The 21,864-nt window shown below is 63.6% G+C and carries 17 protein-coding genes and 1 pseudogene; 14 read left to right on the top strand and 4 right to left on the bottom strand.

Annotated elements, in window-relative coordinates; translation table 11 throughout:
• Nucleotides 1-50 precede the first annotated feature (50 nt).
• From DWV00_RS01715 to DWV00_RS01695, 5 genes are all read left to right on the top strand, one after another.
• The gene (locus tag DWV00_RS01715; RefSeq protein ID WP_115531792.1) at nt 51-332 is read left to right on the top strand and encodes a hypothetical protein; all 282 of its coding nucleotides are present in this window, start codon (nt 51-53) and stop codon (nt 330-332) included.
• Nucleotides 333-496: 164 nt separating this feature from the next.
• The gene (locus DWV00_RS01710) at nt 497-784 is read left to right on the top strand and encodes an H-NS histone family protein (protein WP_115531791.1); all 288 of its coding nucleotides are present in this window, start codon (nt 497-499) and stop codon (nt 782-784) included.
• Between the two features lie 155 nt (nt 785-939).
• Nucleotides 940-2,217, top strand: a complete 1,278-nt coding sequence (locus tag DWV00_RS01705; RefSeq protein WP_115531790.1) for a NupC/NupG family nucleoside CNT transporter — start codon at nt 940-942, stop codon at nt 2,215-2,217.
• A gap of 42 nt (nt 2,218-2,259) precedes the next feature.
• On the top strand, nt 2,260-2,649 hold the full coding sequence (locus DWV00_RS01700) for a cytidine deaminase (protein WP_115531789.1): 390 nt from the start codon (nt 2,260-2,262) through the stop codon (nt 2,647-2,649).
• Between the two features lie 26 nt (nt 2,650-2,675).
• The gene (locus tag DWV00_RS01695; protein WP_245964672.1) at nt 2,676-3,641 is read left to right on the top strand and encodes a nucleoside hydrolase; all 966 of its coding nucleotides are present in this window, start codon (nt 2,676-2,678) and stop codon (nt 3,639-3,641) included.
• A 243-nt stretch (nt 3,642-3,884) separates the two neighbouring features.
• Here the strand turns inward: DWV00_RS01695 and DWV00_RS01690 are convergent, their stop codons facing one another.
• Nucleotides 3,885-4,685, bottom strand: a complete 801-nt coding sequence (locus DWV00_RS01690) for a CerR family C-terminal domain-containing protein (RefSeq protein ID WP_245964671.1) — start codon at nt 4,683-4,685, stop codon at nt 3,885-3,887.
• A gap of 124 nt (nt 4,686-4,809) precedes the next feature.
• Here DWV00_RS01690 and DWV00_RS01685 point away from each other — a divergent pair, with 124 nt between their 5' ends.
• The 8 genes and pseudogenes from DWV00_RS01685 (at nt 4,810) to DWV00_RS01645 (ending at nt 16,094) form a co-directional block, all read left to right on the top strand.
• Complete coding sequence (locus DWV00_RS01685; RefSeq protein WP_115531787.1) at nt 4,810-5,952, top strand: HlyD family secretion protein; 1,143 nt, start codon at nt 4,810-4,812, stop codon at nt 5,950-5,952.
• On the top strand, nt 5,945-7,546 hold the full coding sequence (locus DWV00_RS01680) for an MDR family MFS transporter (protein ID WP_115531786.1): 1,602 nt from the start codon (nt 5,945-5,947) through the stop codon (nt 7,544-7,546). The genes DWV00_RS01685 and DWV00_RS01680 overlap by 8 nt, the downstream gene beginning before the upstream one ends.
• A gap of 27 nt (nt 7,547-7,573) precedes the next feature.
• Nucleotides 7,574-9,061, top strand: a complete 1,488-nt coding sequence (locus DWV00_RS01675) for an efflux transporter outer membrane subunit (protein ID WP_115531785.1) — start codon at nt 7,574-7,576, stop codon at nt 9,059-9,061.
• A gap of 269 nt (nt 9,062-9,330) precedes the next feature.
• Nucleotides 9,331-11,127, top strand: a pseudogene (locus tag DWV00_RS01670) (glycosyltransferase); the annotation flags it as partial.
• Nucleotides 11,128-11,480: 353 nt separating this feature from the next.
• Nucleotides 11,481-12,389 (top strand): UTP--glucose-1-phosphate uridylyltransferase GalU, encoded by a 909-nt coding sequence (gene galU, locus DWV00_RS01665; RefSeq protein ID WP_115532219.1) that lies wholly within the window; start codon nt 11,481-11,483, stop codon nt 12,387-12,389.
• Nucleotides 12,390-12,774: 385 nt separating this feature from the next.
• Nucleotides 12,775-13,077 (top strand): hypothetical protein, encoded by a 303-nt coding sequence (locus DWV00_RS01660; RefSeq protein ID WP_115531783.1) that lies wholly within the window; start codon nt 12,775-12,777, stop codon nt 13,075-13,077.
• 189 nt (nt 13,078-13,266) lie between these two features.
• Nucleotides 13,267-15,375 (top strand): phosphocholine-specific phospholipase C, encoded by a 2,109-nt coding sequence (locus DWV00_RS01655; protein ID WP_115531782.1) that lies wholly within the window; start codon nt 13,267-13,269, stop codon nt 15,373-15,375.
• Between the two features lie 272 nt (nt 15,376-15,647).
• A complete protein-coding gene (locus tag DWV00_RS01645) occupies nt 15,648-16,094 on the top strand; it encodes an HU family DNA-binding protein (protein ID WP_115531781.1) in 447 nt (148 codons plus the stop codon).
• A gap of 133 nt (nt 16,095-16,227) precedes the next feature.
• On the opposite strand, the gene DWV00_RS01640 is transcribed toward DWV00_RS01645, so the two are convergent.
• Nucleotides 16,228-17,691: a cytochrome-c peroxidase gene (locus tag DWV00_RS01640; protein ID WP_115531780.1), complete on the bottom strand. Its 1,464-nt coding sequence runs from the start codon at nt 17,689-17,691 to the stop codon at nt 16,228-16,230.
• A 122-nt stretch (nt 17,692-17,813) separates the two neighbouring features.
• Nucleotides 17,814-19,502: a phospholipase C gene (locus tag DWV00_RS01635; protein ID WP_115531779.1), complete on the bottom strand. Its 1,689-nt coding sequence runs from the start codon at nt 19,500-19,502 to the stop codon at nt 17,814-17,816.
• Between the two features lie 504 nt (nt 19,503-20,006).
• Between DWV00_RS01635 and DWV00_RS33870 the strand changes: the two genes are divergently transcribed.
• Entirely contained in the window at nt 20,007-20,174 is a 168-nt protein-coding gene (locus DWV00_RS33870) for a hypothetical protein (RefSeq protein WP_181885314.1), read from the top strand.
• A 156-nt stretch (nt 20,175-20,330) separates the two neighbouring features.
• Here DWV00_RS33870 and DWV00_RS01625 read toward each other — a convergent pair whose 3' ends face one another.
• Complete coding sequence (locus DWV00_RS01625; protein WP_115532218.1) at nt 20,331-21,500, bottom strand: porin; 1,170 nt, start codon at nt 21,498-21,500, stop codon at nt 20,331-20,333.
• Nucleotides 21,501-21,864 lie beyond the last annotated feature (364 nt).

Genomic DNA, 21,864 nt, shown 5'->3' with positions numbered 1-21,864 from the left:
CATACTCGGCCATTCGAAAAAAACGACGTTAGGCCAAAGGAGTTCGTTCAATGCAGGACACGTCTTTCTTTCATTCGCGTGCCCGCGCGTTCGCGCGAGCCGCGGCGGCGGCATCGGCATGCGCGGCCGTCCTCGCGGGATGCGGCGGCGGTGCGCCGCTCTTTACGGGCGACGGGCGCCCGACGACGGTCGTCCAGTGCTCCGCGAGCAGCGCTTGGGACAACTGCACCGAGCATGCGCGCGCCATTTGCGGCGGCGACATCGACATCCTCAAGCAATCGGACGCCGACGGGCAGCACAAGCTGCTGTTTGCCTGCAAGGCTAAACAATGAGCCGGCGTGCCTTGGTCATGCATCGGGCAATCGCTGCATAGCCAAGGCCCAATGCTTGCTGCTTATCGATCTAGAGACCCGTATGTAGAGGCCCGGCGATTGCACTTTTACTCGAACGGGCAGTCAGAGGAGCGTTAACCGTTAATCAAAGGAGGCGATGATCCATGGCGACGTACAAGCAGTTGACCGAGCAGATGGCGAAGGTACAAGCTCAAATGGCGGTAGCGCGCGAAAAAGAGCTGACCGCTACGATCGAGCAGATCAAGGAGCAGATTGCGGAGTACGGCATCACGGCCGAGGAGCTTGGCTTTTCGAGCAAACGGTCGGCGTCGCGTAAAACGGGTGGATTGCCTCCGAAATACCGGGATCCGAAGACGGGCGCGACCTGGAGCGGGCGCGGGCGGGCGCCGGGATGGCTCGGCAAGCGGCGCGACAAGTTCCTCATTCAATAGTTAATAGTTTTAGGATAGCTTTAGGGGCGTTTTAGCACCGCATTCGCGCGGTTCGCGCCGGCGGAACCGAACGAAAAGCGCAATTGTGCTTTTCGTTCGGCTAGCGTTTCGTATAGCATCGCTGCCATCAACAGAACTTCATAATTCCGAGAGACATGGCCCCGATCGCTCGAAACCTGCTTGGTATGGCCGCCCTATTGGCGATCGCGTTTCTATTTTCGACGAACCGCCGCGCGATCAAGCCGCGCACTATCGTCGGCGCGTTGCTCGCGCAGGTAGCGATCGGCGCATTCGTGCTATTCGTACCGGTCGGTAAAGTCGTATTGGCCGATATGGCCGCCGGCATCAATCATGTTCTGGACTATGGCAATGCCGGCATAGAGTTTTTATTCGGCGGCCTCGATCAATCGAAAATGTTCGCGCTTTTCGGCGACGGCGGTTTCGTATTCGCCGTGCGGGTGCTGCCCGTGATCATTTTCGTGACCGCGTTGATCTCCGTGCTTTATTACGTCGGCATCATGCGTTGGATCGTCATCGTTCTGGGAACCGTGTTTCAGCGGCTGCTCGGCGTCTCGAAGCTCGAATCGTTCTCGGCCGTCACGACGATCTTTCTGGGGCAGAGCGAAATGCCGGCCGTCGTCAAACCGTTCGCGCGCGACATGACCGGCGCCGAGCTGTTTGCCGTCATGTCGAGCGGCATGGCCGCGGTGGCCGGCTCGGTGCTGGCCGGCTACGCGGGCCTCGGCGTGCCCATGCAATACCTGCTGGCCGCTTCGTTCATGGCCGTGCCCGGCGGGCTGCTGTTCGCGAAGATCATCCATCCGACGACGGAGGCGAGCCGCGTGCAGCTCGAGCAGCTCAGTTTCGACGAGCGGCGCCCGGCGAACGTGATCGAGGCGGCAAGCTCCGGCGCGGCAGTCGGCCTGAAGATCGCGGTGATGGTCGGTGCGATGCTGATCGCGTTCGTCGGATTGATTGCACTCCTGAACGGTTTGGTCGGCGGCATCGGCGGGTGGTTCGGCCATCCGAATCTTTCGATGCAGTCGATTCTCGGCACTGTATTTGCACCGCTTGCCTATCTAATCGGCGTGCCTTGGAACGAGGCGATCGTGGCGGGGAATTTTCTCGGCCAAAAGATCATCCTCAATGAATTCGTGGCCTATGCGTCGCTGTCGCCGTATCTGAAGGATTCGGCGAGCGTGGCGGCGGCAGGGCTGCAGGTGCTGCAGCCGCGCACGCTCGCGATTCTGTCGTTCGCGCTGTGCGGCTTCGCGAACTTCGCCTCGATCGCCGTGCTGACCGGCGGCTTCAGCGCCGTCGCGCCCGAACGCCGTTCGGAAGTCGCGCGTTACGGACTGCGCGTGGTGCTGGCCGGAACGCTGTCGAATCTGATGAGCGCGACGATCGCCGGCATGTTTTTGACCTTCCATTGATCTGCGGGAACGAGTCGAGTCAGTCGAAGAGGGTTTAACAAAATGACGCTGGAACAATTGCTCGAACGAGCGACGACGGCACGCGAAAGGGCATACGCGCCGTATTCGAAATTCAAGGTGGGCGCCGCATTGCTGACGAAGGACGGGCGTGTGTTCGACGGCTGCAATGTCGAGAACGCTTCGTACGGCCTGTGCAATTGCGCGGAGCGGACCGCATTCTTCAGCGCGATCGCGTCGGGCTGCCGGCGCGACGAGTTCGCGGCGCTTGCGGTCGTCGGCGATACCGATGGCCCGATCGCACCCTGCGGCGCGTGTCGACAGGTCATCATCGAACTGGGCGGGCCCGATCTTACGATCCGGCTCGGCAATATGCGGGGCGATACGCGCGATACGACGGCGCGCGAACAATTGCCCGACGCTTTCTACCTGTGACCTGTGAGTGACTGATGAGTACGCGCATGCATAAGGTTATCTACGATACGGATCCGGGTGTCGACGATGCGATGGCGCTCGTCTTTCAGGCGCTGCACCCGCGGATCGAACTGCTTGGGGTCACGAGCGTGTTCGGCAATTCGACGATCGAAACGACGACGCGCAATGCGCTCTATCTGGTCGAGCGGTTCGCGCCCGGCGTACCCGTTGCACGGGGCGCGGCGGCGCCGCTCAAGCGCGCCGCGCCGGATCCGGTCGATTGGATTCACGGCGACGACGGCCTCGGCAATCTGCAGACGCAACTGCGGTTGAAAACCCACACCGCGCCCGATGCGCGTCCCGCGCACCGCTTCATCATCGATACGGTTCGGGCGCACCCGGGCGAGGTCACGCTGATCGCCGTCGGTCCGCTGACGAACCTCGCGCTGGCGGTCCAAGAAGAGCCGGACATCGCGCGGCTCGTCAAGCAGGTGGTCGTCATGGGCGGCGCGTTCGGGACGAACGGCGCGAACGGCAACGTATCGCCGGCGGCCGAGGCGAACATGGCCGGCGATCCCGACGCGGCCGACATCGTCTTCGGTGCCGCATGGCCCGTTGCCATCGTCGGTCTAGACGTGACGGAAAGCACCATCATGACGACGGGCTATCTCGCCAAACTGCGAGACGACGCCGGCGAGACCGGGCAGTTCGTCTGGGACGTTTCCCGGCACTACGAAGCCTTCCACCGCTCGAGCGCGGCACTCGAAGGCATTTATGTGCACGACGCGTCGGCCGTTGCCTATCTGCTCGCGCCGGAACTCTATAAGACGCGCAGCGGGCCCGTTCGCGTATTGACCGAGGGCATCGCGGCGGGCCATACGATCCAAAAGCCCGCCAACTTCGCGGCGCCCGCTCCGCAATGGGATAACCGGCCGTCGTGCGAAGTGTGCGTCGACGTGGATAGCGAGCGGATGCTCGCGCTCTATGCGAGCACACTGTGCGGGACGGTGTAGGTGTTTAGGCATCTAGGCAGGCGCCCTTTCACGCGGATGTCGGCCGCTCGAACGAGCCTAGCGCGCCGGCTCCCGAAAACGCTCACCTTATGCGTCGCTCCGCTAGCGGAGGAGCCTTATCGCAGGCGGTGCCGGCTGGCCGCCATCGAGTAGATCCCGGAAACGCTCACCTTTCGAGTAACGCGTAGCGAACTGCTCGCTCGAACTCGCTCGAAGTTTGAAGCAGGCGGCTTTCTCTTTCTATCAGCCGCGCGCGGTGCCGCGTGGCGCGGCTTTCTTGCGGCGCGGGGACGCGCCTTCCGGTTTGTCGTCGGCAGCGCAATGTGCCGCCGCGCCCGTTGCGGCGCGCTCGGTGGCCCACATCTGCAGCAATGCGCGCGAGTTCGAAAAAACCGTCTGCTTCACGAATGCGATTTTCTCGGCATCGAGACTGGACCAGCCGAGCAGCGTCAGCATGCTGCGCGGCGCCATTTGAAACAGCGAGAACTGGCCGTGCAAGGCGATCAAGCGGACGGTCGCGAGCGGATTGTCGGGCGCCGTGCCGCAGATCTTCGCGATGATCCGGGTGGCGACTTTGTTCAACGGGCGACGGACGCGCTCCTGGATGATGTCGGTCGCGATCTGGGGCTCTTGTCCGCCTTGCTCCCGCACGAAAAAGAGCTTCAGCGCCGGCGCGCTCGGTGCCTGTAACGCTTTATCCATCATGACGTCTTGCAACTCGATGAAAGCTTCGATCAGCGATGCATCGTCGTCGGCCGTCTCGAGCGTCGCCGCCGAGCGCTGCACGACCGGCTCGAACTTGCTCCATACCTCGTCGGCCAGATGCTCCGCGCAGGCCCGATAGACCCCTTCCTTGTTCTCGAAGTAGTACTGCAATGCCGGCGCGTTGACGCCGGCCTTCGCCGCGATGTCGCGGGTCGAAGCCGCGACGAATCCGTGCTCGCCGAATAGCTCGATGGCTGCCTGGATGATGCGAAGGCGTGTCTCCTCGCCGCGCGCATAGCCCCCTTCGGTGGAACGGCGGGGGCGCTTCGTCTCGGTCATGACGTCAATCCTTTCTAACGGTTACGGCGGTGTCCGTCAGAAATATATCACTTGACACATTTTTTCCAACTGGAATAATTGTGGACGAATCTGAAACTCATACCCTCGGCAGGACACTGGAATCATGTCAACGACAATCGACGCCCGGCCACGCGGTGACACGCAGCAGGAGCGCGGCGGCAGCGCCCCGCGGCGCGGGCGCAATCGCGGCTGGCTCATCGCCGGGATCATCGTCGCGCTCGTCGCCGGGATCGCGTGGCTCGCGCAGTGGTGGACGGTCGGCCGTTTCATCGAAAGCACCGACGATGCGTATCTGCAAGCCGACAGCGTGACGGTCGCCCCGAAGATCAGCGGCTATATCACGCAGGTTTATGTGCGCGACAACCAGGCGGTGGCGGCCGGTGCGCCGCTCGTGCGGCTCGATACTCGGCAGTACGAAGCATCGCTCGCACAGGCGCAGGCGACGGTCGACGCGCGCGAGGCCGATTTGGCGCGCGCCCAGGCCGATCTGAAGCAGCAGCAGGCGGGTGTCGTCCAAGCGCAGGCGCAAGAGCAGGTGGCGCGCGTCGCGGCCCAGCACGCGCAAGACGACGTGAGCCGCTACGCGCCGCTCGCCGCGACGGGCGCCGAGACGAGCGAGCGGCTCGCGAGCCTGGTCAGCACGCGCGATCAAGCGCGTGCCACGCTCGCGGCCAACGCCGCGGCCGTGCGTTCGGCGCAGACGCAGATCGATGCCACGACCGCCCAGATCGCGCAGGCCAAGGCGCAGGTCGAAGCGTCGCGCGCGAGCTTGCGGCAAGCGCAGTTGGACGTGAACGACACGACGTTGTATAGCCCGATCGCGGGACGCGTCGGCGATCGGTCCGTGCGCGTCGGCCAATACGTGCAGCCCGGCACGCGCCTGTTGACCGTGGTGCCCGTGCAAAACGTCTATTTGGATGCGAATTTCAAGGAAACGCAGATCGGCCATATGCGTCAGGGCCAAAGCGCGACACTGCACGTCGACGCACTGCGCGGCATCGATCTGCACGGTGTCGTGGATAGCTTTGCGCCCGGCACGGGCTCCGAGTTCGCGCTGCTGCCGCCCGAGAATGCGACCGGCAACTTCACGAAGATCGTGCAGCGCGTGCCGGTTCGGATTCGCATCGATGCCGGCCCGAAAACGCGTGCGCTGCTGTTGCCCGGCTTATCGGTGACCGTCGACGTCGACACGCGCTCGGCGAAGGCGGACGATCGGCGCCTCGCCGCCGAGAACGCCCATGGCTGACGCCGCGACGCAGGCCGGCGCCGGCGCAGCGCCGAGCCATCCCGAGCGCGCGCACGCCGCCGATTGGGTCGCGGTGGCGGCCGGATCGCTGGGTGCGTTGATGGCGACGCTCGACATTTCGATCACGAACTCGGCATTGCCGCAGATTCAAGGTTCGGTCGGCGCGACGGGCACCGAGGGTACCTGGATCTCGACGGGCTACCTGATGTCGGAGATCGTCATGATCCCGCTCGCGGCCTGGCTCACGCGCGTGTTCGGGCTGCGCAACTTCTTGCTGACGAACGCCGTGTTGTTCATGGCGTTCTCGATGATGTGCGGGCTGTCGCATTCGCTCGAATGGATGATCGTCGGCCGCGTCGGGCAAGGGTTCACGGGCGGCGCGATGATCCCGACGGCGCAGACGATCATTCGCACGCGGCTGCCGCGTTCGCAGCTCGCGGTCGGCATGACGATCTTCGGTCTCATCGTGCTGCTCGGCCCGCTGCTCGGGCCGGTTCTCGGCGGATGGCTGGCCGAAAACGTATCGTGGGCGTGGTGCTTCTTCATCAATTTGCCCGTGTGCATCGCGCTGTTCGTCTTGCTCGTCGCGGGGTTGCCGGCCGATCCGCCGCATTGGCACGACTTCGTCAACGCGGACTGGATCGGCATCGTCGGGCTTTCGATCGGCCTCAGTTCGCTCACGCTCGTACTCGAAGAAGGGCAGCGGCATCAGTGGTTCGAATCCAGCGAAATCGTCACGTTCGCGATCGTCGCCGTCCTCGGCTTCATCTTGATCGGCATCTCGCAGTTCGTCGCCGCGAAGCCGATCATGCGGCTTTCGCTGCTGCGCAACCCGCGCTACGCGAGCGTCATCGTCATCGTGTTTGCGGTCGGCGCGGGACTCTACGGTGTCTCCTACCTCGTGCCGCAGTTCTTGAGCCTCATCGCCGGATACAACGCCGAGCAAGCGGGCGACATCATGCTGCTTTCGGGCGTGCCCGCATTCCTGATGATGCCGTTGCTGCCGCGGCTGCTCGGCAAAGTCGACTATCGCTTGATGGTCATTTCCGGCCTCGTGTGCTTCATCGCGAGCTGCATGCTCGATACGAGCTTGACCGCGCTAAGCACGGGGCACGATTTCGTTTGGTCGCAACTGCTGCGCGGCGTCGGGCAGATGCTGGCGATGATGCCGCTCAATCAGGCATCGATGGCCGCGGTCTCGCGCGAAGAATCGGGCGACGCCGCCGGGCTCTACAACATGGCGCGCAATCTCGGCGGCTCGGTGGGGCTTGCCGTGATCGGCGTCGTCATCGATCGGCGCAACGCGTTTCACGTCGCCGTGCTGCGCGACTCGGTGAGTGCCAATTCGCTCATCGGGCAAGAGCGGATCGCGGCGAGCGCGGCCGGCTGGCTGGCGCGGACCGGCGATGCCGCCTACGCGAAGATGCAGGCGCTCGCGCAATTCGCGGCGCAGATTCAGCAGCAAGCCGCGGTCATGACGTACTCCGAAACGTTCTACGTGCTCGCCATCGCGCTGCTGACCTGCATTCCGCTCGCGCTGCTCTTGAAAACGCCGGCCTCGCAGCCGGGCGGCTCCGCCTCGGCGGGGCATTGAACTAGATTTAGGTTTTAGGTCCCGACTATGTCGATTCGTCGTTCCACGCGGTTTGCCGCCGCTTCTTGCACCGCCTTGGCACTTGGCGCGCTGTCGGCCTGCACGGTCGGGCCCGATTACCGCGGTGCGCCGCCTGTCGCGGCCGATGCGATGAAAGCATCCTCGTTCGTGCGTGCGCCGGCTACCGGCGTCGCCGCTACCGCGCCGGCCGCCAGCGCATGGTGGCGCGAACTCGGCGATACCCAACTCGATGCACTCGTCGATGCGGCGCTGGCCCACAATCCCGACGTGCATGTGGCGCAGGCGCGCTTACGCGAGGCGCGCGCGCAACTCATGGGACAGCGAGCGAACGAGATGCCGAAGGTGTCGGCCGATGCCGCCGCCGTGCGGACGCGCAGCCCCGACTTGTCGGCGCTTTCGTCGGGCAACAGCGGTAGCGGCAGCGGAAACAGCGGCGGCGGTTCGGGCCGGGGCCCCTTGCAGCTCTATACGGCGGGGCTCGACGCGTCGTGGGAGATCGATCTGTTCGGCGGCACGCGGCGCTCGATCGAAGCCGCCTCGGACGAGGCCGATGCACGCGACGCGGATCTCGCCGATACGCAGGTTTCGCTCGCGGCGGAAGTGGCGCAAGCCTATATCGATTTGCGCGACGAGCAGCAGCGGCTCGTGCTGGCACGGAAATCGGCCGATCTGCAGCAGCAGATGCTCTCGCTGACGCAGCAGCGCCGTGCACATGGAACGGCGGCGGACGTCGACGTCGAGCGGCTTGCCGGTCAAGTCCAAACCACGCGTGCCGCGCTCGTGCCGCTCGACGAACAGATCGACGAATCGCTCGATCGGCTCGCCGTTTTGACTGGGCGCGCGCCGGGCGCGCTCGACGCGGAACTCGCTGTCGCGGGGCCGCTGCCGACGTTGCCCGCATTGGTGAGTATCGGCGATCCCGCGGCGTTGCTGCGCCAGCGTCCCGACATTCGCGCGGCGGAGCGCCGCCTCGCCTCCAGCAACGCTCAAATCGGGGAGCACGTCGCCGACTATTTCCCGAAAGTCTCGCTGCTCGGTGACCTCGGATACACCGCGGCCAACCCGGGGCACTTGCTGAGAAAAAATAATTTTTCATGGCTCGGCGTACCGTATCTGCAGTGGAACATCCTCGATTTCGGACGCGTGGCCGCCGACGTTCGTTCGGCAAAGGCGTCGCGGGACGAGGCGAGCGCGCATTACGAGCACACGGTGCTCGCGGCGCTTCAAGACGCGAATTCGGCCCTGTCACGCTATGGTCATCAACGCGAGCATGTCGTGCGGCTCGAACAGGTGGACGACTCGGCCGAGCGCGCATCGACACTCATGCGGCAGCGCTACGCCGCGGGCGTGGCGACGGCAATCGACCTGCTCGACACTGAACGCACGCAGTTTTCGGCGCAGCAGGACGTGATCGCCGGCCGTGCTCAGTTGCTCGAGGATTTCGTACAACTACAAAAGAGCCTGGGTCTCGGCTGGCAATTGCAGCGAAGCTGAGTTCGCGCACGCATCGGCAGCTTTTACAAGCAATGTAATTTCGAAACGGCGGCCGGTCCGGCCGCTTGCGTTCGACAGGCCGGCGGCGCGCTGCGCCCGCGCGCGGCAACCGCAAAAAATAAATCAAAAACAAGATAGGGCGCGATCAATGTTTCATCGCGCATCCCCGCCCCGCGCACGCCGAGCGGATGTCTGCATTTTTTTGAAATAATTTCGAGGTGTATTGGGAATACTTTGTTCGTAGGCTATGGCGCCTAGAGGAGAAGCGCATGAGCCACGACAATTTCGCCGACGCATCCGCCACGCTCGATCGACACAGCGAGACCTATCGGGCCCCGCAACGGGCGCCGATCGCACGCGCGCCCCGTGTGGCGATCGTGCACGATTGGCTGGTCACCTATGCAGGGGCCGAGCGGGTGCTCGAGCAGATCATCGCCTGCTTTCCGCAAGCCGACGTATTCAGCCTCGTCGATTTCGTCGAGGACAGGAAGTTCTTGCAGGGCAAGCACGCCACGACGTCATTCATCCAGCGGCTACCGCTGGCCAGAAAGAAGTACCGGGCCTATTTGCTGCTGATGCCGATCGCAATCGAGCAGCTCGATTTGAGCGCCTACGATCTCGTCATTTCGAGCAGCCATGCGGTGGCCAAGGGCGTGCTGACCGGCCCGGATCAAGTGCACGTCAGCTATGTGCACTCGCCGATTCGCTACGCGTGGGACTTGCAGCACCAGTACCTCGAGCAATCGAACCTGACCCGGGGCATGCGCTCGATCATGGCGCGCATGGTGCTCCATTACATTCGCACCTGGGACACGCGCACGTCCAATTCCGTGGACCATTTCGTCGCCAATTCGCAGTTCATCGCGCGACGGATCAAGAAGGTCTATCACCGCGATTCTCGCGTGATCTTTCCACCCGTCGACGTTCAATCGTTCCTCGTCGGCGAGCAAAAGGAAGATTTCTATCTGACGGCTTCGCGCATGGTGCCGTACAAGAAGATCGACCTGATCGTCGAGGCGTTTTCGCGCATGCCCGGCAAGCGCCTCGTCGTGATCGGCGATGGCCCCGAGATGAAGACGATTCGCGCGAAGGCCGGCCCCAACGTGGAGATCCTCGGCTATCAGCCGTTCGCTGTGCTGCATGACCATATGCGTCGCGCCAAGGCCTTCGTCTTCGCCGCGGAAGAGGACTTCGGCATCGCGCCGGTCGAGGCTCAGGCGTGTGGCACGCCCGTCATCGCATTCGGCAAGGGCGGCGTGCTCGAGACGGTGCGTGAGCTAGGCGAAGATGCGCACCCGACCGGGCTCTTTTTCCGCGAACAGAGCGTGCCGTCCGTCGTTGCCGCCGTTCGCGAGTTCGAGCGGAACACCGATCGTTTCTCGGTACGCGATTGCCGCGCCAATGCGGAACGCTTTTCCATCGCCACGTTCCGCGAGCGCTTCATGGGATTCGTCGAACAAGTCATGCCGGGCGCGACGAAGCACGATAGCGGCGAGCCGTCGTCGGACCACTCGGGCGGCACGGGGCAAGCGAGCGCGCCGGACGCCGTCCGCGTGCTCGCGCTCGATCAAAGCGGTGGACTCGACGAGGCGGAAGTATCGTTACTGAAGGTGGCCAGTCATCTGAAGGAATCGGTCGAAGTCGTCCTGTTCGACGACGGCCCGTTCCGTCTTGCGCTCGAGGAAGCCGGCGTGGCCGTCGATGTGCTCGACACGCCCGCGCTTTACGGCGTGACCGGGCGTCAAGGGCCGCCGAAGTCGCGCACGCTGTCGGGCCTCGTGTCGCTCGTGCGCGAGACCGTCAAGCGTGCACGGCACGTCGACGTCATTTATGCCAACACGCCGCGCACGATGCTCGTCGGTGCGCTCGCGGGCATGATTGTGCGGCGTCCGGTGGTATGGCACTTGCGTCAGAGCGTGGGCGCCGATCCTCTCGGACGCGTGCAGCGCTTCGCGCTCAAGTGGTGCGCGCGCGTGGCGCTCGATCGCGCGATCGCCGATAGTGCCGCGTCGAAGCGAGCTTTCGAAGCTTTCACGAAGGCCCCGCGCCTGCGTGTCGACGTCGTCGACGAGGAACCGCAAGGGCTGCGCGGCACCGAGGCGGCCAAGTCGCAACCCCAACCGTACGCCCCCGGCAAGCAGATCGAGAGCGTATCGGCCATTCTCGCGCAGGCTGCCGTGCGCGGGGCGCGCTAAGCGCTGACAGCGCTGATAGCGCGCTACTAGACAACATAAATAGATCGTTGTACGTCGGCGGGTTCGACATAAAAATGCGCGTCGCATGGATGGACGCGCAATGGCCGGATTTGTATTGGCGGTATGCGATCGCGTTCGAAGATCGATCGTGTTCGGGCGGCGCGAAGCTTGGGATGAGCTCGCGCCGCGCTTGCGATATAACAAGTACACCAAGGGAACGAACGATGTTGAAAGTCACTAAAGCGGTGTTTCCAGTGGCGGGACTGGGGACTCGATTTTTGCCCGCTACCAAGGCAAGCCCGAAGGAGATGCTGCCTGTCGTCGATAAGCCGTTGATCCAATACGCGGTCGAAGAGGCGATCGAAGCGGGCATCACGGAACTCATCTTCGTCACGGGACGCAGCAAGCGCGCGATCGAAGATCACTTCGACACGTCGTACGAGATCGAGGCGGAACTCGAAGCGCGCGGCAAGGAGAAACTGCTCGAGCTCGTGCGCGGCATCAAGCCGAGCCATGTCGATTGCTTTTACGTGCGTCAGCCGGCTGCCCACGGTCTCGGCCACGCCGTCCTGTGCGCCGAAAAGCTCGTCGCCGACACCCCGTTCGCCGTCATTCTCGCGGACGATCTGCTGCATGGCGCGCAGCCCGTGATGAGGCAGATGATCGAGGTCTTCAACCACTATCACAGCACGATCGTCGGCGTGGAAACGATCGCTCGAGAAGACAGCCGCTCGTACGGGGTCGTCGAGGGACGGGAGTGGGAGGAAGACATCTTCAAGCTGTCGGGCATCGTCGAGAAGCCTTCCCCCGAGGCCGCGCCGTCGAATCTCGGGGTCGTCGGCCGCTATGTTTTGATGCCCAGCATCTTCGAGCATTTGCGCCGGCTCGAGCCGACCGTGCTCGGCGAATTGCAATTGACCGACGCCATCGCCGCATTGTTGACCGAAGAACAAGTGCTCGCCTACCGGTACCTGGGCCAGCGGTTCGATTGCGGCAGCAAGCTCGGCTATTTGAAAGCGACCGTCGAATTCGCGCTGCGGCATCCCGAGGTGGGCGCGGCATTCGATACGTATCTGCGCGATTACGTCGGCCATCTCGCATCGCCGCCGCATAACGGCGCGGTGGCGCGCTGAGCTAACCTAGGGTTAGGGGGGGCGGCTATTTTCCGGCGCCCCGAAGCCGCAACCGCGCTTCTTTGCGTTTTGTGCGCTCGGCGTCAAGCCGCGCGCGCGTTGTTCGTATACGTGGCCGTCTCGTACTCGCATTCCCATTCATCAAGCGGACACGATTTCTTCCTTTGCTGGGCGGCCATTCCGACGGACGGCGTGGATCGATGCGGTACCGATCCGTTGCCGCAATCCGTTGCCTTTTTAGTGTGCTGACTTTCGTACGGGAGCATCTAGTGCGATGATCGAGCGTCGATCGTGGATAGCGCTTGCGCTACGGAGCAAACGTTTGTCGTGTTTGTCGTGTTTGTCGCGTTGGTTGGGTGCCTCGTCCCCGGCGACGCATGGACGGATGCTGACCGTCGCGGTGGCGGCCGGTATCGGTTGCGCGCTCGCGGCCGGATGCGACGGCGGTCATGACGATCTCGATGCGCAATCGAGTGCCGCGGCCGCGGCGCCGATGCTGCCTGGGACGCGGGGCGCGGCGACGCCGGCGGGGGCCGGCGCGCAGCGCTTCGATACCGGCGACGACAGCCCAGCCGCGACGCTGGTTGCGGCAAGCACGCCGAGCATCGCGGCCGCAGACGGCACGCTGCCGCAGGCCGCGTCGGATGCGCTGCAGCCGCGCGTCATGCGCAGGGCCGACTGGAACTGACTCGCCCGTTTCACTGCCTCACTGCCGTTCGGCGGAACCAAGTATTTGCCGTCCCGTTGCCTGCATTGCCTATCTTCGTCGTGCATTCGTCGTTCTTCTGGTGGTTCGTTTTGCCGTAGTGCGCCGACGTGCTTCGCTACCGGCGAGGCCGTCTCCGTTCCATTCCCTCGTCAGATACACGAATTCAATATGACATCGACTAGCCGCCGTGATTTTCTGCGCGCCGCCGCTCAAGCGGCAGGCGCGGCCGCCGCGATGGGCGCATTGCCCGCCGGCATTCGCAACGCGTTGGCCATCCCCGCCAACGACGCGACGCGCAGTATCAACGACATCGAGCATATCGTGATCCTCATGCAGGAGAACCGCTCGTTCGACCACTACTTCGGTACGCTGCGTGGCGTGCGCGGCTACGGCGACCGGCGCGCGATCCGGCTGCCGAACGGCAACAGCGTATGGCATCAGCCCGGACTGGCCGATGCCGGCTACGTCCTGCCGTTCCGGCCGAGCGCGCCCGACCTCGGCCTGCAGTTCCTGCAGGACCTGCCGCACGATTGGACGAGCACGCACAACGCTTGGAACGGCGGCCGCTACGATCAATGGGTCAGCGCAAAGGGCACGACGACGATGGCGTATCTCACGCGCCAAGACATCCCGTTCCACTATCAGCTCGCCGACGCCTTCACGATTTGCGACGCCTATCACTGCTCGGGCATGACGCCGACGGATCCGAATCGCTACTACATGTGGACGGGCTGGGTGGGCAACGACGGCAAAGGCGGCGGTCCCGTCATCGACAATGCCGAGGCGGGTTATGCATGGTCGACGTATCCCGAAGTGCTGCAGGCGGCCGGCATTTCGTGGAAGATCTATCAGGACATCGGTACGGGCCTGAACGCGGCGGGCTCCTGGGGCTGGACGCAAAACGCTTACATCGGCAACTACGGCGACAACTCGCTGCTCTACTTCAACCAGTACCGCAATGCGCAGCCGGGCGATCCGCTCTACGAAAACGCGCGCACGGGCACGAACGTCGCTGCCGGCGGCGGCTATTTCGACGTGTTGAGGAACGACGTGAGCAACGGCACGCTGCCGCAAGTGTCGTGGATCGTGGCGCCCGAAGCGTATTCCGAGCATCCGAACTGGCCCGCGAACTACGGCGCCTGGTACGTCGATCAGGTGCTGCAGATCCTGACGTCGAATCCGGCGCTGTGGAGCAAGACGGCGCTGCTCATCACCTATGACGAGAACGACGGCTTCTTCGATCACGTTGCGCCGCCGTTCGCGCCTTGGTCGAACGAGTCGGGCCTTTCGACGGTCGATACCGTCAACGAGTATTTTGCCGGCAACGGGACCTATCCGGCGGGCCCCTATGGGCTCGGACCGCGCGTGCCGATGCTCGTCGTGTCGCCGTGGTCGAGGGGCGGGTGGGTGTGCTCCGAAACGTTCGACCACACGTCGATCATCCGTTTCATCGCGCAGCGCTTCGGGCACGCGCACAATCTTTGCGAAGCCAACGTCACACCGTGGCGCAAGGCCGTTTGCGGCGATTTGACGCGCGCATTCGATTTCGCCGATCCGAACGGCGTCTTCCCGGCGCTGCCGAGCACGAGCGGCTACGTGCCGCCCGATCAGCAGCGCCATCCCGATTACGTGCCGCTGCCGCCGCTCGTGCAAGCCAAGCCGCAGCAGGAAACGGGGGTACGTCATGCGCGCGCGCTGCCTTACGAGCTGTTCGTGCGTGCGACGGCCGAGGCCGGCCAATCGCAATTGCGCCTGAAATTCACGAACACCGGACGCGCCGGTGCCGCGTTCCATGTCTACAAGGCGCACAGTGCCGATGCGCCGCGCGCCTACACGGTCGAACCGCACAAGCACCTTGCCGACGAATTCGCGATCGATCTGGACGGCAGCTACGATTTCGCGGTGCACGGGCCGAACGGATTTGCGCGGCGTTTCGTCGGCCGCGCCGTCGCGGCGCATTGGTGGAGCGCGGGCGCGGCCGTGCCGGACGTCGTCGAATCGTACGACGTCGCGAACGGCAACATCGAATTACGCCTGCAAAACAAGGGCGCCGCCGCGTGCGAGTTCACGATCGCGAACGCTTACGACGGCACCAGCGTGACGCGCCGTGTCGCCGGCGGCGAAAGCGTGGACCTGTATGTCGATTTGCGCGCCTACCATGCGTGGTACGATCTGCACGTGACGGTCGACACGGACCCGCTGTTCGTGCGCATGCTTGCCGGTCACGTCGAAACGGGCTGCCATAGCATGAGCGATCCCGCGCTCGGCATGGCCTGAGTGAGAAGTGAGATAAGACCGAAAGCAGCTTGATTTCGGGTTCATCCCGTTCGGGCAAACCCTTTGTTACCCGTCGTCGTCGGTGCTTGCCGATCGTCGACGGGCCTTTCCACCGCCGAAATAGTCGGCGCCGAGCAACAAATCCCCCTGTAAACACGCTCTCGAAACACAAAATAGATGCATGAAGCCGCGCAGCGCTTGTAGAATCCGGCGTTGAAGCGGCGCATGTCATGCCCGTTTCGTGCGTTCAACGACCAACAGGTAGGAGAAACATGGTTACTTCCGCAAAGAAGGTTGCGAAAAAGGTTGCCGCCGCACCGGCGAAAAAAGCAGTTGCCAAGAAAGCTCCCGCGAAGACTGCCGCGGCTAAGAAGGTCGCCGTGAAGGCGTCCGGCGCTCCGTCGCCGATCAAGGACACCTTCACGAAGGCCTCGCTGGCTGCCCACCTCGCAGAGCGTTCGGCAATCGAGCCGAAGTCCGTCAAGGCCGTGCTCGCCGCACTCGAAGACACGATCCTCGGCTCGGTGCACAAGAAGGGTGCCGGCGAGTTCACGCTGTCGGGCCTGCTGAAGATCGTCGTGCAAGCCGTGCCGGCGAAGAAGAAGCGCTTCGGCAAAGATCCGTTCACGGGTGCGGAGCGTTGGTTCCCGGCCAAGCCGGCAAGCGTGCGCATCAAGGCACGCGCGCTGAAGAAGCTGAAGGACGCGGCTGCGGGCTAACTTAGCTCGACGCGCCTAAACAAAACCCGCAAAGGTGAGCGATCGCCTTTGCGGGTTTTTTATCGCCTATGCCCCGGTGCTCGCTCGGGCAGGCGCGGCGTCCAGCGCGCCGCGCTCCGTGCGGTCGATACGCTCAATGCGTGCTTCGGTTCGGCTGGTAGCCGTCCGTCAGCGTATTCAAAAACGCGATGATGTCTTTGATGTCGTCGTCGGTCATCGACGGCGGATCGCCCAGATTGCGGTCGAACGGCGCGTCGGCCTTGTCGATGTTGGCGTGGTACTTCGCGGGTAGATCGTCGTATTGCAAGACGTGACCTTGCCCGTCGTGCGGATAGATCTTGCCCGGCGCGATGTCGCGCAGGTTGTAGAACTTCATGACGTCGTCGAGCGTGTGATAGACGCCGTTGTGGAAGAACACATGGCGCGTGGCCGCGTTGCGCAGCGTGGGTGTGAGGAACATGCCGCAGTATTGGGTCTGCGCGCTCAGGTCCGTGCGATACGGGCCGCAGATGCCCATGTCGTAGTAGCTCGAATTGTGGTTCGCGGCGAGCTTGTTGTTGCGCGGCACGCCGAGCGCCTCGTATTGGTAGTCGGTAAACATCGGCGGCAGGCCGTCGGGCGACGGTTTGGACAGGTGGCATCCCGCGCAGTTGGCTTTCTTCGGATCGTTGAAGAGCTGCAGGCCGTGCATCTCGGCGTGCGTCAGGCGCGCGCGCCCTTCGAGCCAGTAATCGTATTTGCTCGAGTACGGGTGGAACGTCGGGTTTTCCACCTGGTAGCGCGCGACGGCGAACATCGCCTCCGACAACAGCATGTGCTGATTCTTGAAGATATTCGGGCCGAACAGCTTGAGGAAGTCGTCGCGGTAGGCGCTCGCCGAGAGCTTGCGCGCCACGTCGTCTTCGCTCGTGTTCGCCATTTCGACCGGGTTCATCAGCGGCCCGAACGCTTGCGCTTGCAGCGTATCGGCGCGGCCGTCCCAGAACATGCCGCCCTGCGGCACCATGGCCGGCGCGGCAGGCGCGACGCCGGCCGTCTTTTGCGCGCGGGCGACGCCCGATGCCGCCACGGCTTCTTGCGCGTAGTTGACCGCGGCGTCGGCGTCGGAGGCATCCGGTCCGATGCTGAAGTTCGGCTGGCGATACAAATACATCAGCGAAGGCGGCGGCCGATCGCCCTGCAGCGTCATCGACGGTCCGCCGAATTGGACGGGCAACGCGTTGGGCGGACCGTAGGCATGCGCGGGGCTATGGCACGACGCGCATGAGAGCTTGCCCGACGCGGACAGGTTCTGATCGAAGAAGATCTGCTTGCCGAGCTCCGCCATGGCGCTGAGCGGCGCGACCGGCGGGCGCTCGAGATGGACGGGGTGCGGATTGGCGCCCGTCAATTGCTCCACGATGTTGCCGACGGCGGGCGGCGTGCGTTCCGGATAAGCGAGCGCCCATGCACAGGCGCCGGCAGCGGCGACGAGCACGCCGATTGCGATGACGCGGACGAGCAAGCGGCGGCGCGCGGTGGGGTTGCCGCGGTCGGCGGGCGGGTTCGGCAAGGCGGAATCGAGCGGCTGCATCGTGTCGGTAGTGAAGCGTGGCATGCGGTCTAACAAAAACCCACAGCCCGTTGCCGGGCTGTGGGGGTTTTATCGTTCGTCCGGCCGTCTAGCTAGCTCTAGCGCACGCACGTCGTGGCGCGCTAGACGAGACGGTTCAAGGACGATTAGCTTTGCGGCGGGGTGGAGACTTGCGTGCCCAGGTTCGGATCGAGATACACCGGCGTCGTGTTCGGCGTGCCCGAGAAGTTGAACATGGCGTTGATGCTGCCCGTCGTGGCGTCGAAAGCGCCGCCGCCGAGGCGCGTGCCGCCGAGCCAGTTGTCCTCGATGAAGCGGACGACCGAAGCTTGCGAGATCTGCGTATGGTCGACGTAGTTCTGCTTCGCATACGGCGAGATGACGAGGAACGGGATGCGCGTGCCGGGGCCGCAGCGGCCGTTGACGGGCTGGCCGGCGAGGCCGTTCGGCTGCTTGCCGACCGGGCCGCACAGGCTAGCGCCGTTCAGCTGGTCCGCGGTCGAGAACGAAGCCGACGTCGGCGTCAGGAACTGGTGGTCGTACCAGCCGTCCGAGTCATCCCATGCGACGATCACGGCCGTGCTCTTCCAGTCGGGTTGCTGTTCGAGGAAGTTGACGACCTTGGTGACGAACGCTTGCTCGTCCAGCGGGTCCGAGTAGCCTGCGTGAGCGTCCTGGTAGGCGGGTGCCTTCAGGAAGCTGACCGACGGGTAGTTGCCGGCGCTGACGGCGGCGAAGAAATCGTCCGTGTCGTACTCGTGATTGGCCGGATCGACGGTCGTGGTGCCCGGCACCGTCGTGAAGCCGATAGCGGCCGTCGAGGTCGGGCGCAGGTGGTTCGGGTTCGACGTCGACTTGAAGTACTGGAACCAGTTGTGGTGCGGGATGTAGTCGGCCGTCGCGGCGCCGACTACCGTCGACATCGTGCTGCGCTTGCAGCCCGTCGTGCCGTTGCTGTTCGTCGTCGACAGGTTGAAGCCGCCCATGAAGCCGCCCCACGTGATGTTCGAGGCGTTCAGCAAATCGCCGATGTTCTTGCCCGTCATCATCGCCGTATCGGTCGTGCTCGAGCAGAGGTCGCTGCCCGGGTCGACGTCGTTGATCATCGTCAGGCCGCCTTGGCCGTCATTGACGTAATACGAGCTCTTCGACGACTTCACGATCTGCATGCCGTTCGTCTGGCCCGACACGACTTCGAGCGCGCCCGGCGTGGACGGGCCGTACGTGTCCGTGTACGCGTTATCGCTCATCGCGAAGTTCTGCGCGTAGTTCCACATTGCCGTGACGGTGTTGCCGTCGAAGTAGCCCATGACCTGGCCGGTCGTGCCGAATGCGCCGGCGCCGCCGCTCGTGCCGTTACCCGTGTACTTCGGGAAGAGGTCCATGGCGCCGTTGTCGTACGCTTGCTGTTCGGCCGTGTACGCGTGGTTCTGGTCGGCCGTCGCCGCTTGCGTGCGGTCGAGGCGGAACGGGTTCGTCGCGCCGGTGCCGTTGCCGGCGTTGGTCGCGTTCGCGTTGGCCGTCAGCAGCGCGGTGGTCAAGCCGTTGACCGACGGGGTGCCGGTGATCGTCGGCGTGCCCGAGGCAGCGGTGAATTTCGGTTCGCCCGTCGGGTTCGTCGCGTTCGGATACGTTCCGAAGTAGTGGTCGAACGAGACGTTTTCGCCGTAAATCACCACGACGTGCTTGATCGGCGTGGCGGTAGCGAGCGCGTCTTGCGCCGATACCTGCGCGACGGCCGCCGGAGTGCTGCTGTTGTTGCTGCTGCCGCACGCGGCGAGCACTGCGAGCGATGCAACGCCCACTGCGATGGGGACGAGCTTACGGCGAAACATGGGGACGAACTCCTGGATTGTCGTCGCCGCGTATCCCCCTAGCGAGGCGTCTTCATTCGATCCCGAGAGAATGAAAGCTGAGGAATGCGCGGTGAGCGGTGGTTTTTTTTCGGAAGAACGGCGGCATTGGACCACGCGTATATGAAGCGTCCGCGACACATAGCTTTCTAATCTATTTCATATGCTTACACTCGTATTATTAATGGGCCGCGCAGCGGGGAGGCGATCGGCGGCTCATCGCCTTGCGCACATGTCGGATGCATGTGTGTATGCGGGCTACGGTCCGGGGTACTGCCGCGAAGAACCCGTAACCGGCTACGGTATGATGTGCATCGTCGTCGGCGCACGCGCGCCGAACCCGCGTTTTCTAGGTGAGGGTTATGAAGCTTTTCGAGGCGCTCGGTTTTCGCTGGGATCGCGCTGCTATTCCGGGCAACATTCCGAAGCACTCGGTCGAGCGCGTCTGTTTTCGCTTCCACAAGATGCTGCCGGAGTTCGTGTGGGATGCGGGAGGAGTGGAACTACACCCCCGACGTCGGCTTGGGCGAGCATGGGCGTCATACGCCGCTACCGACCATCAAGGGCGGTTCGAATCGCGACGCCGATGAAATGATGCGGTTTCTCGTGGATTGCCATCCCGAGGCCGTACAAATCCGCGAGTCGAATCCCTAAGCCCGCTTCCTTGATCGGTGCCCGCCGAGAGGCGATCGAGCCGCCGCGCAATCCCCTCATAGAGAAAAAGAGCCAGCCGGAGATACCCCGGCTGGCTCGATACTGCGTACTGCTCAGTCGTCGTCTCGTCGATCGCTCGAACGAGACTGCTTCGATTTAGAACTTGTGGCGCAGGCCCAAAGCGACGAGCTCTTGCGAGTTCGTGCCGTTGTAGCTGTACGAGCCGATCGAAGCCGTCGCGGCAACCGCGCCGCCGGCACCGTCGCCCGTGTTGCCGCTTGCGTGCTGATAGGCGCTGACCAGGTACACGTCCGTGCGCTTCGACAGCGAGTAGTCGGCGCCCAGCGACACTTGATGGTACGTGGCCGCCGTGTTGCCGCTCGACTTCATGTAGGTGTAGCCGAGGCCCAACAGCAGCGCCGGGCTAGCCTGGTAGTTGAAGAAGCCGCTGCCCGAGTTGTACTTCTCGCTCGAGGTGAACGTCGAGAAGGCGTCCGGCTTGTACTGTGCGTTGCTGTAGCTCGCGCCCATCGTGAACGGGCCGACCGTGTATTGGCCCGCCAGGCGCGCGATGCCGATCGACTTCGCCGTGGCGTAGCCGGCGTTGATGTTGCTGTCGAACAGGTTGCCCGACGTCGCTGCCGCGTCCCACCCAGCGCGCTTGCCCAGCGTCAGCGTGTTCGAGTTGTCCGAGTGGTAGTAGCCTGCAGCCAAGCCCAGCGGGCCGTTGTTGTACGCGGCTGCGAGCGACCACGTTTGGCCGCTTTCGGTCGAACCTGCAACGCCGCCGAGTGCGTACATGGCTTCGACTTGGAGGCCGGCGAAATTCGGCGACAGGTATTTGACCGCGCTGTTCGTGCGAGCGCTGTTGTCGTAGTTGTCGACGTCGCCCGGCGTCGCGAACGAGCTGCCGAAGTAGTTGTCGCCCGTGATGGGTTGAACCAGGTCGACCACCGGGTCATATTGACGGCCGAGCGTCAACGTACCGTAGTTTTGGCTCGTCAGGCCGACGAACGCTTGACGGCCGAACTCGCGGCCGCCTTGCTGCAGCGTGCCGTTCGACGGATCGAAGCCGTTTTCCAATTGGAAGATCGCGGCCAAACCGCCGCCCAGATCTTCTTGACCCTTGATGCCCCAGCGCGTGCCGGCCAGATCGCCGCCGCTGTTGTTGCCGAGCGACCACTGACTCTTGTTGCCTGCTGCGTTGTGCACGTAGGTGAGCGAGTCATCGATCACGCCGTAGAGCGTCACGCTCGTCTGAGCATGTGCGGCACCAGCGGCGCCGAGCAGGGCGAGCGAGAGGGTCGACAAAGCGATTTTTTTCATCATTTCTCCACGCGAAGCGTTTATTAGACTGTTGCGGGACGGAGAATAGCGCAATGCCGTTGAAAGGATGAACGGGAAAAATAGCACTGTCGTCAAAACGAAACAGAGCCGTCCACTAATCCGTAAAAATGGCCTAAACGATTATTGTTGTATGCGAAATACTGAATTGGAGAAACTGCAAAATTGCGACGCAATTGAGCAAGTTTTCCCAACCGCTGGGCGGTCCGCACGGCCTTGGGCCGGGGCCGAGCCCTGGAAACACAGCGCTTTGCGATCAGTCGGTGCACCGCGCACATAAAAGCGTTTTTTACGCCCCGGCAGTGTGCGCCTTCGTAACTGGACAAATACCCGGAAATATGTCTCT

It is taken from the genome of Trinickia dinghuensis, assembly GCF_003367175.1.
GTDB classification, from domain to species: Bacteria; Pseudomonadota; Gammaproteobacteria; order Burkholderiales; family Burkholderiaceae; genus Trinickia; species Trinickia dinghuensis.
Note: the sequence above shows the minus strand (reverse complement) of the source record. Positions and strands in the feature narration are given on the sequence as shown.

Bases quoted from the DNA above. Each gene is read 5' to 3' on its own strand.
- DWV00_RS01715 (WP_115531792.1), top strand. From the start codon at position 51: ATGCAGGACACGTCTTTCTTTCATTCGCGTGCCCGCGCGTTCGCGCGA.
- DWV00_RS01710 (WP_115531791.1), top strand. From the start codon at position 497: ATGGCGACGTACAAGCAGTTGACCGAGCAGATGGCGAAGGTACAAGCT.
- DWV00_RS01705 (WP_115531790.1), top strand. From the start codon at position 940: ATGGCCCCGATCGCTCGAAACCTGCTTGGTATGGCCGCCCTATTGGCG.
- DWV00_RS01700 (WP_115531789.1), top strand. From the start codon at position 2,260: ATGACGCTGGAACAATTGCTCGAACGAGCGACGACGGCACGCGAAAGG.
- DWV00_RS01695 (WP_245964672.1), top strand. From the start codon at position 2,676: ATGCATAAGGTTATCTACGATACGGATCCGGGTGTCGACGATGCGATG.
- DWV00_RS01690 (WP_245964671.1), bottom strand. From the start codon at position 4,685: ATGACCGAGACGAAGCGCCCCCGCCGTTCCACCGAAGGGGGCTATGCG.
- DWV00_RS01685 (WP_115531787.1), top strand. From the start codon at position 4,810: ATGTCAACGACAATCGACGCCCGGCCACGCGGTGACACGCAGCAGGAG.
- DWV00_RS01680 (WP_115531786.1), top strand. From the start codon at position 5,945: ATGGCTGACGCCGCGACGCAGGCCGGCGCCGGCGCAGCGCCGAGCCAT.
- DWV00_RS01675 (WP_115531785.1), top strand. From the start codon at position 7,574: ATGTCGATTCGTCGTTCCACGCGGTTTGCCGCCGCTTCTTGCACCGCC.
- galU (WP_115532219.1), top strand. From the start codon at position 11,481: ATGTTGAAAGTCACTAAAGCGGTGTTTCCAGTGGCGGGACTGGGGACT.
- DWV00_RS01660 (WP_115531783.1), top strand. From the start codon at position 12,775: ATGCTGACCGTCGCGGTGGCGGCCGGTATCGGTTGCGCGCTCGCGGCC.
- DWV00_RS01655 (WP_115531782.1), top strand. From the start codon at position 13,267: ATGACATCGACTAGCCGCCGTGATTTTCTGCGCGCCGCCGCTCAAGCG.
- DWV00_RS01645 (WP_115531781.1), top strand. From the start codon at position 15,648: ATGGTTACTTCCGCAAAGAAGGTTGCGAAAAAGGTTGCCGCCGCACCG.
- DWV00_RS01640 (WP_115531780.1), bottom strand. From the start codon at position 17,691: ATGCCACGCTTCACTACCGACACGATGCAGCCGCTCGATTCCGCCTTG.
- DWV00_RS01635 (WP_115531779.1), bottom strand. From the start codon at position 19,502: ATGTTTCGCCGTAAGCTCGTCCCCATCGCAGTGGGCGTTGCATCGCTC.
- DWV00_RS33870 (WP_181885314.1), top strand. From the start codon at position 20,007: ATGCGGGAGGAGTGGAACTACACCCCCGACGTCGGCTTGGGCGAGCAT.
- DWV00_RS01625 (WP_115532218.1), bottom strand. From the start codon at position 21,500: ATGAAAAAAATCGCTTTGTCGACCCTCTCGCTCGCCCTGCTCGGCGCC.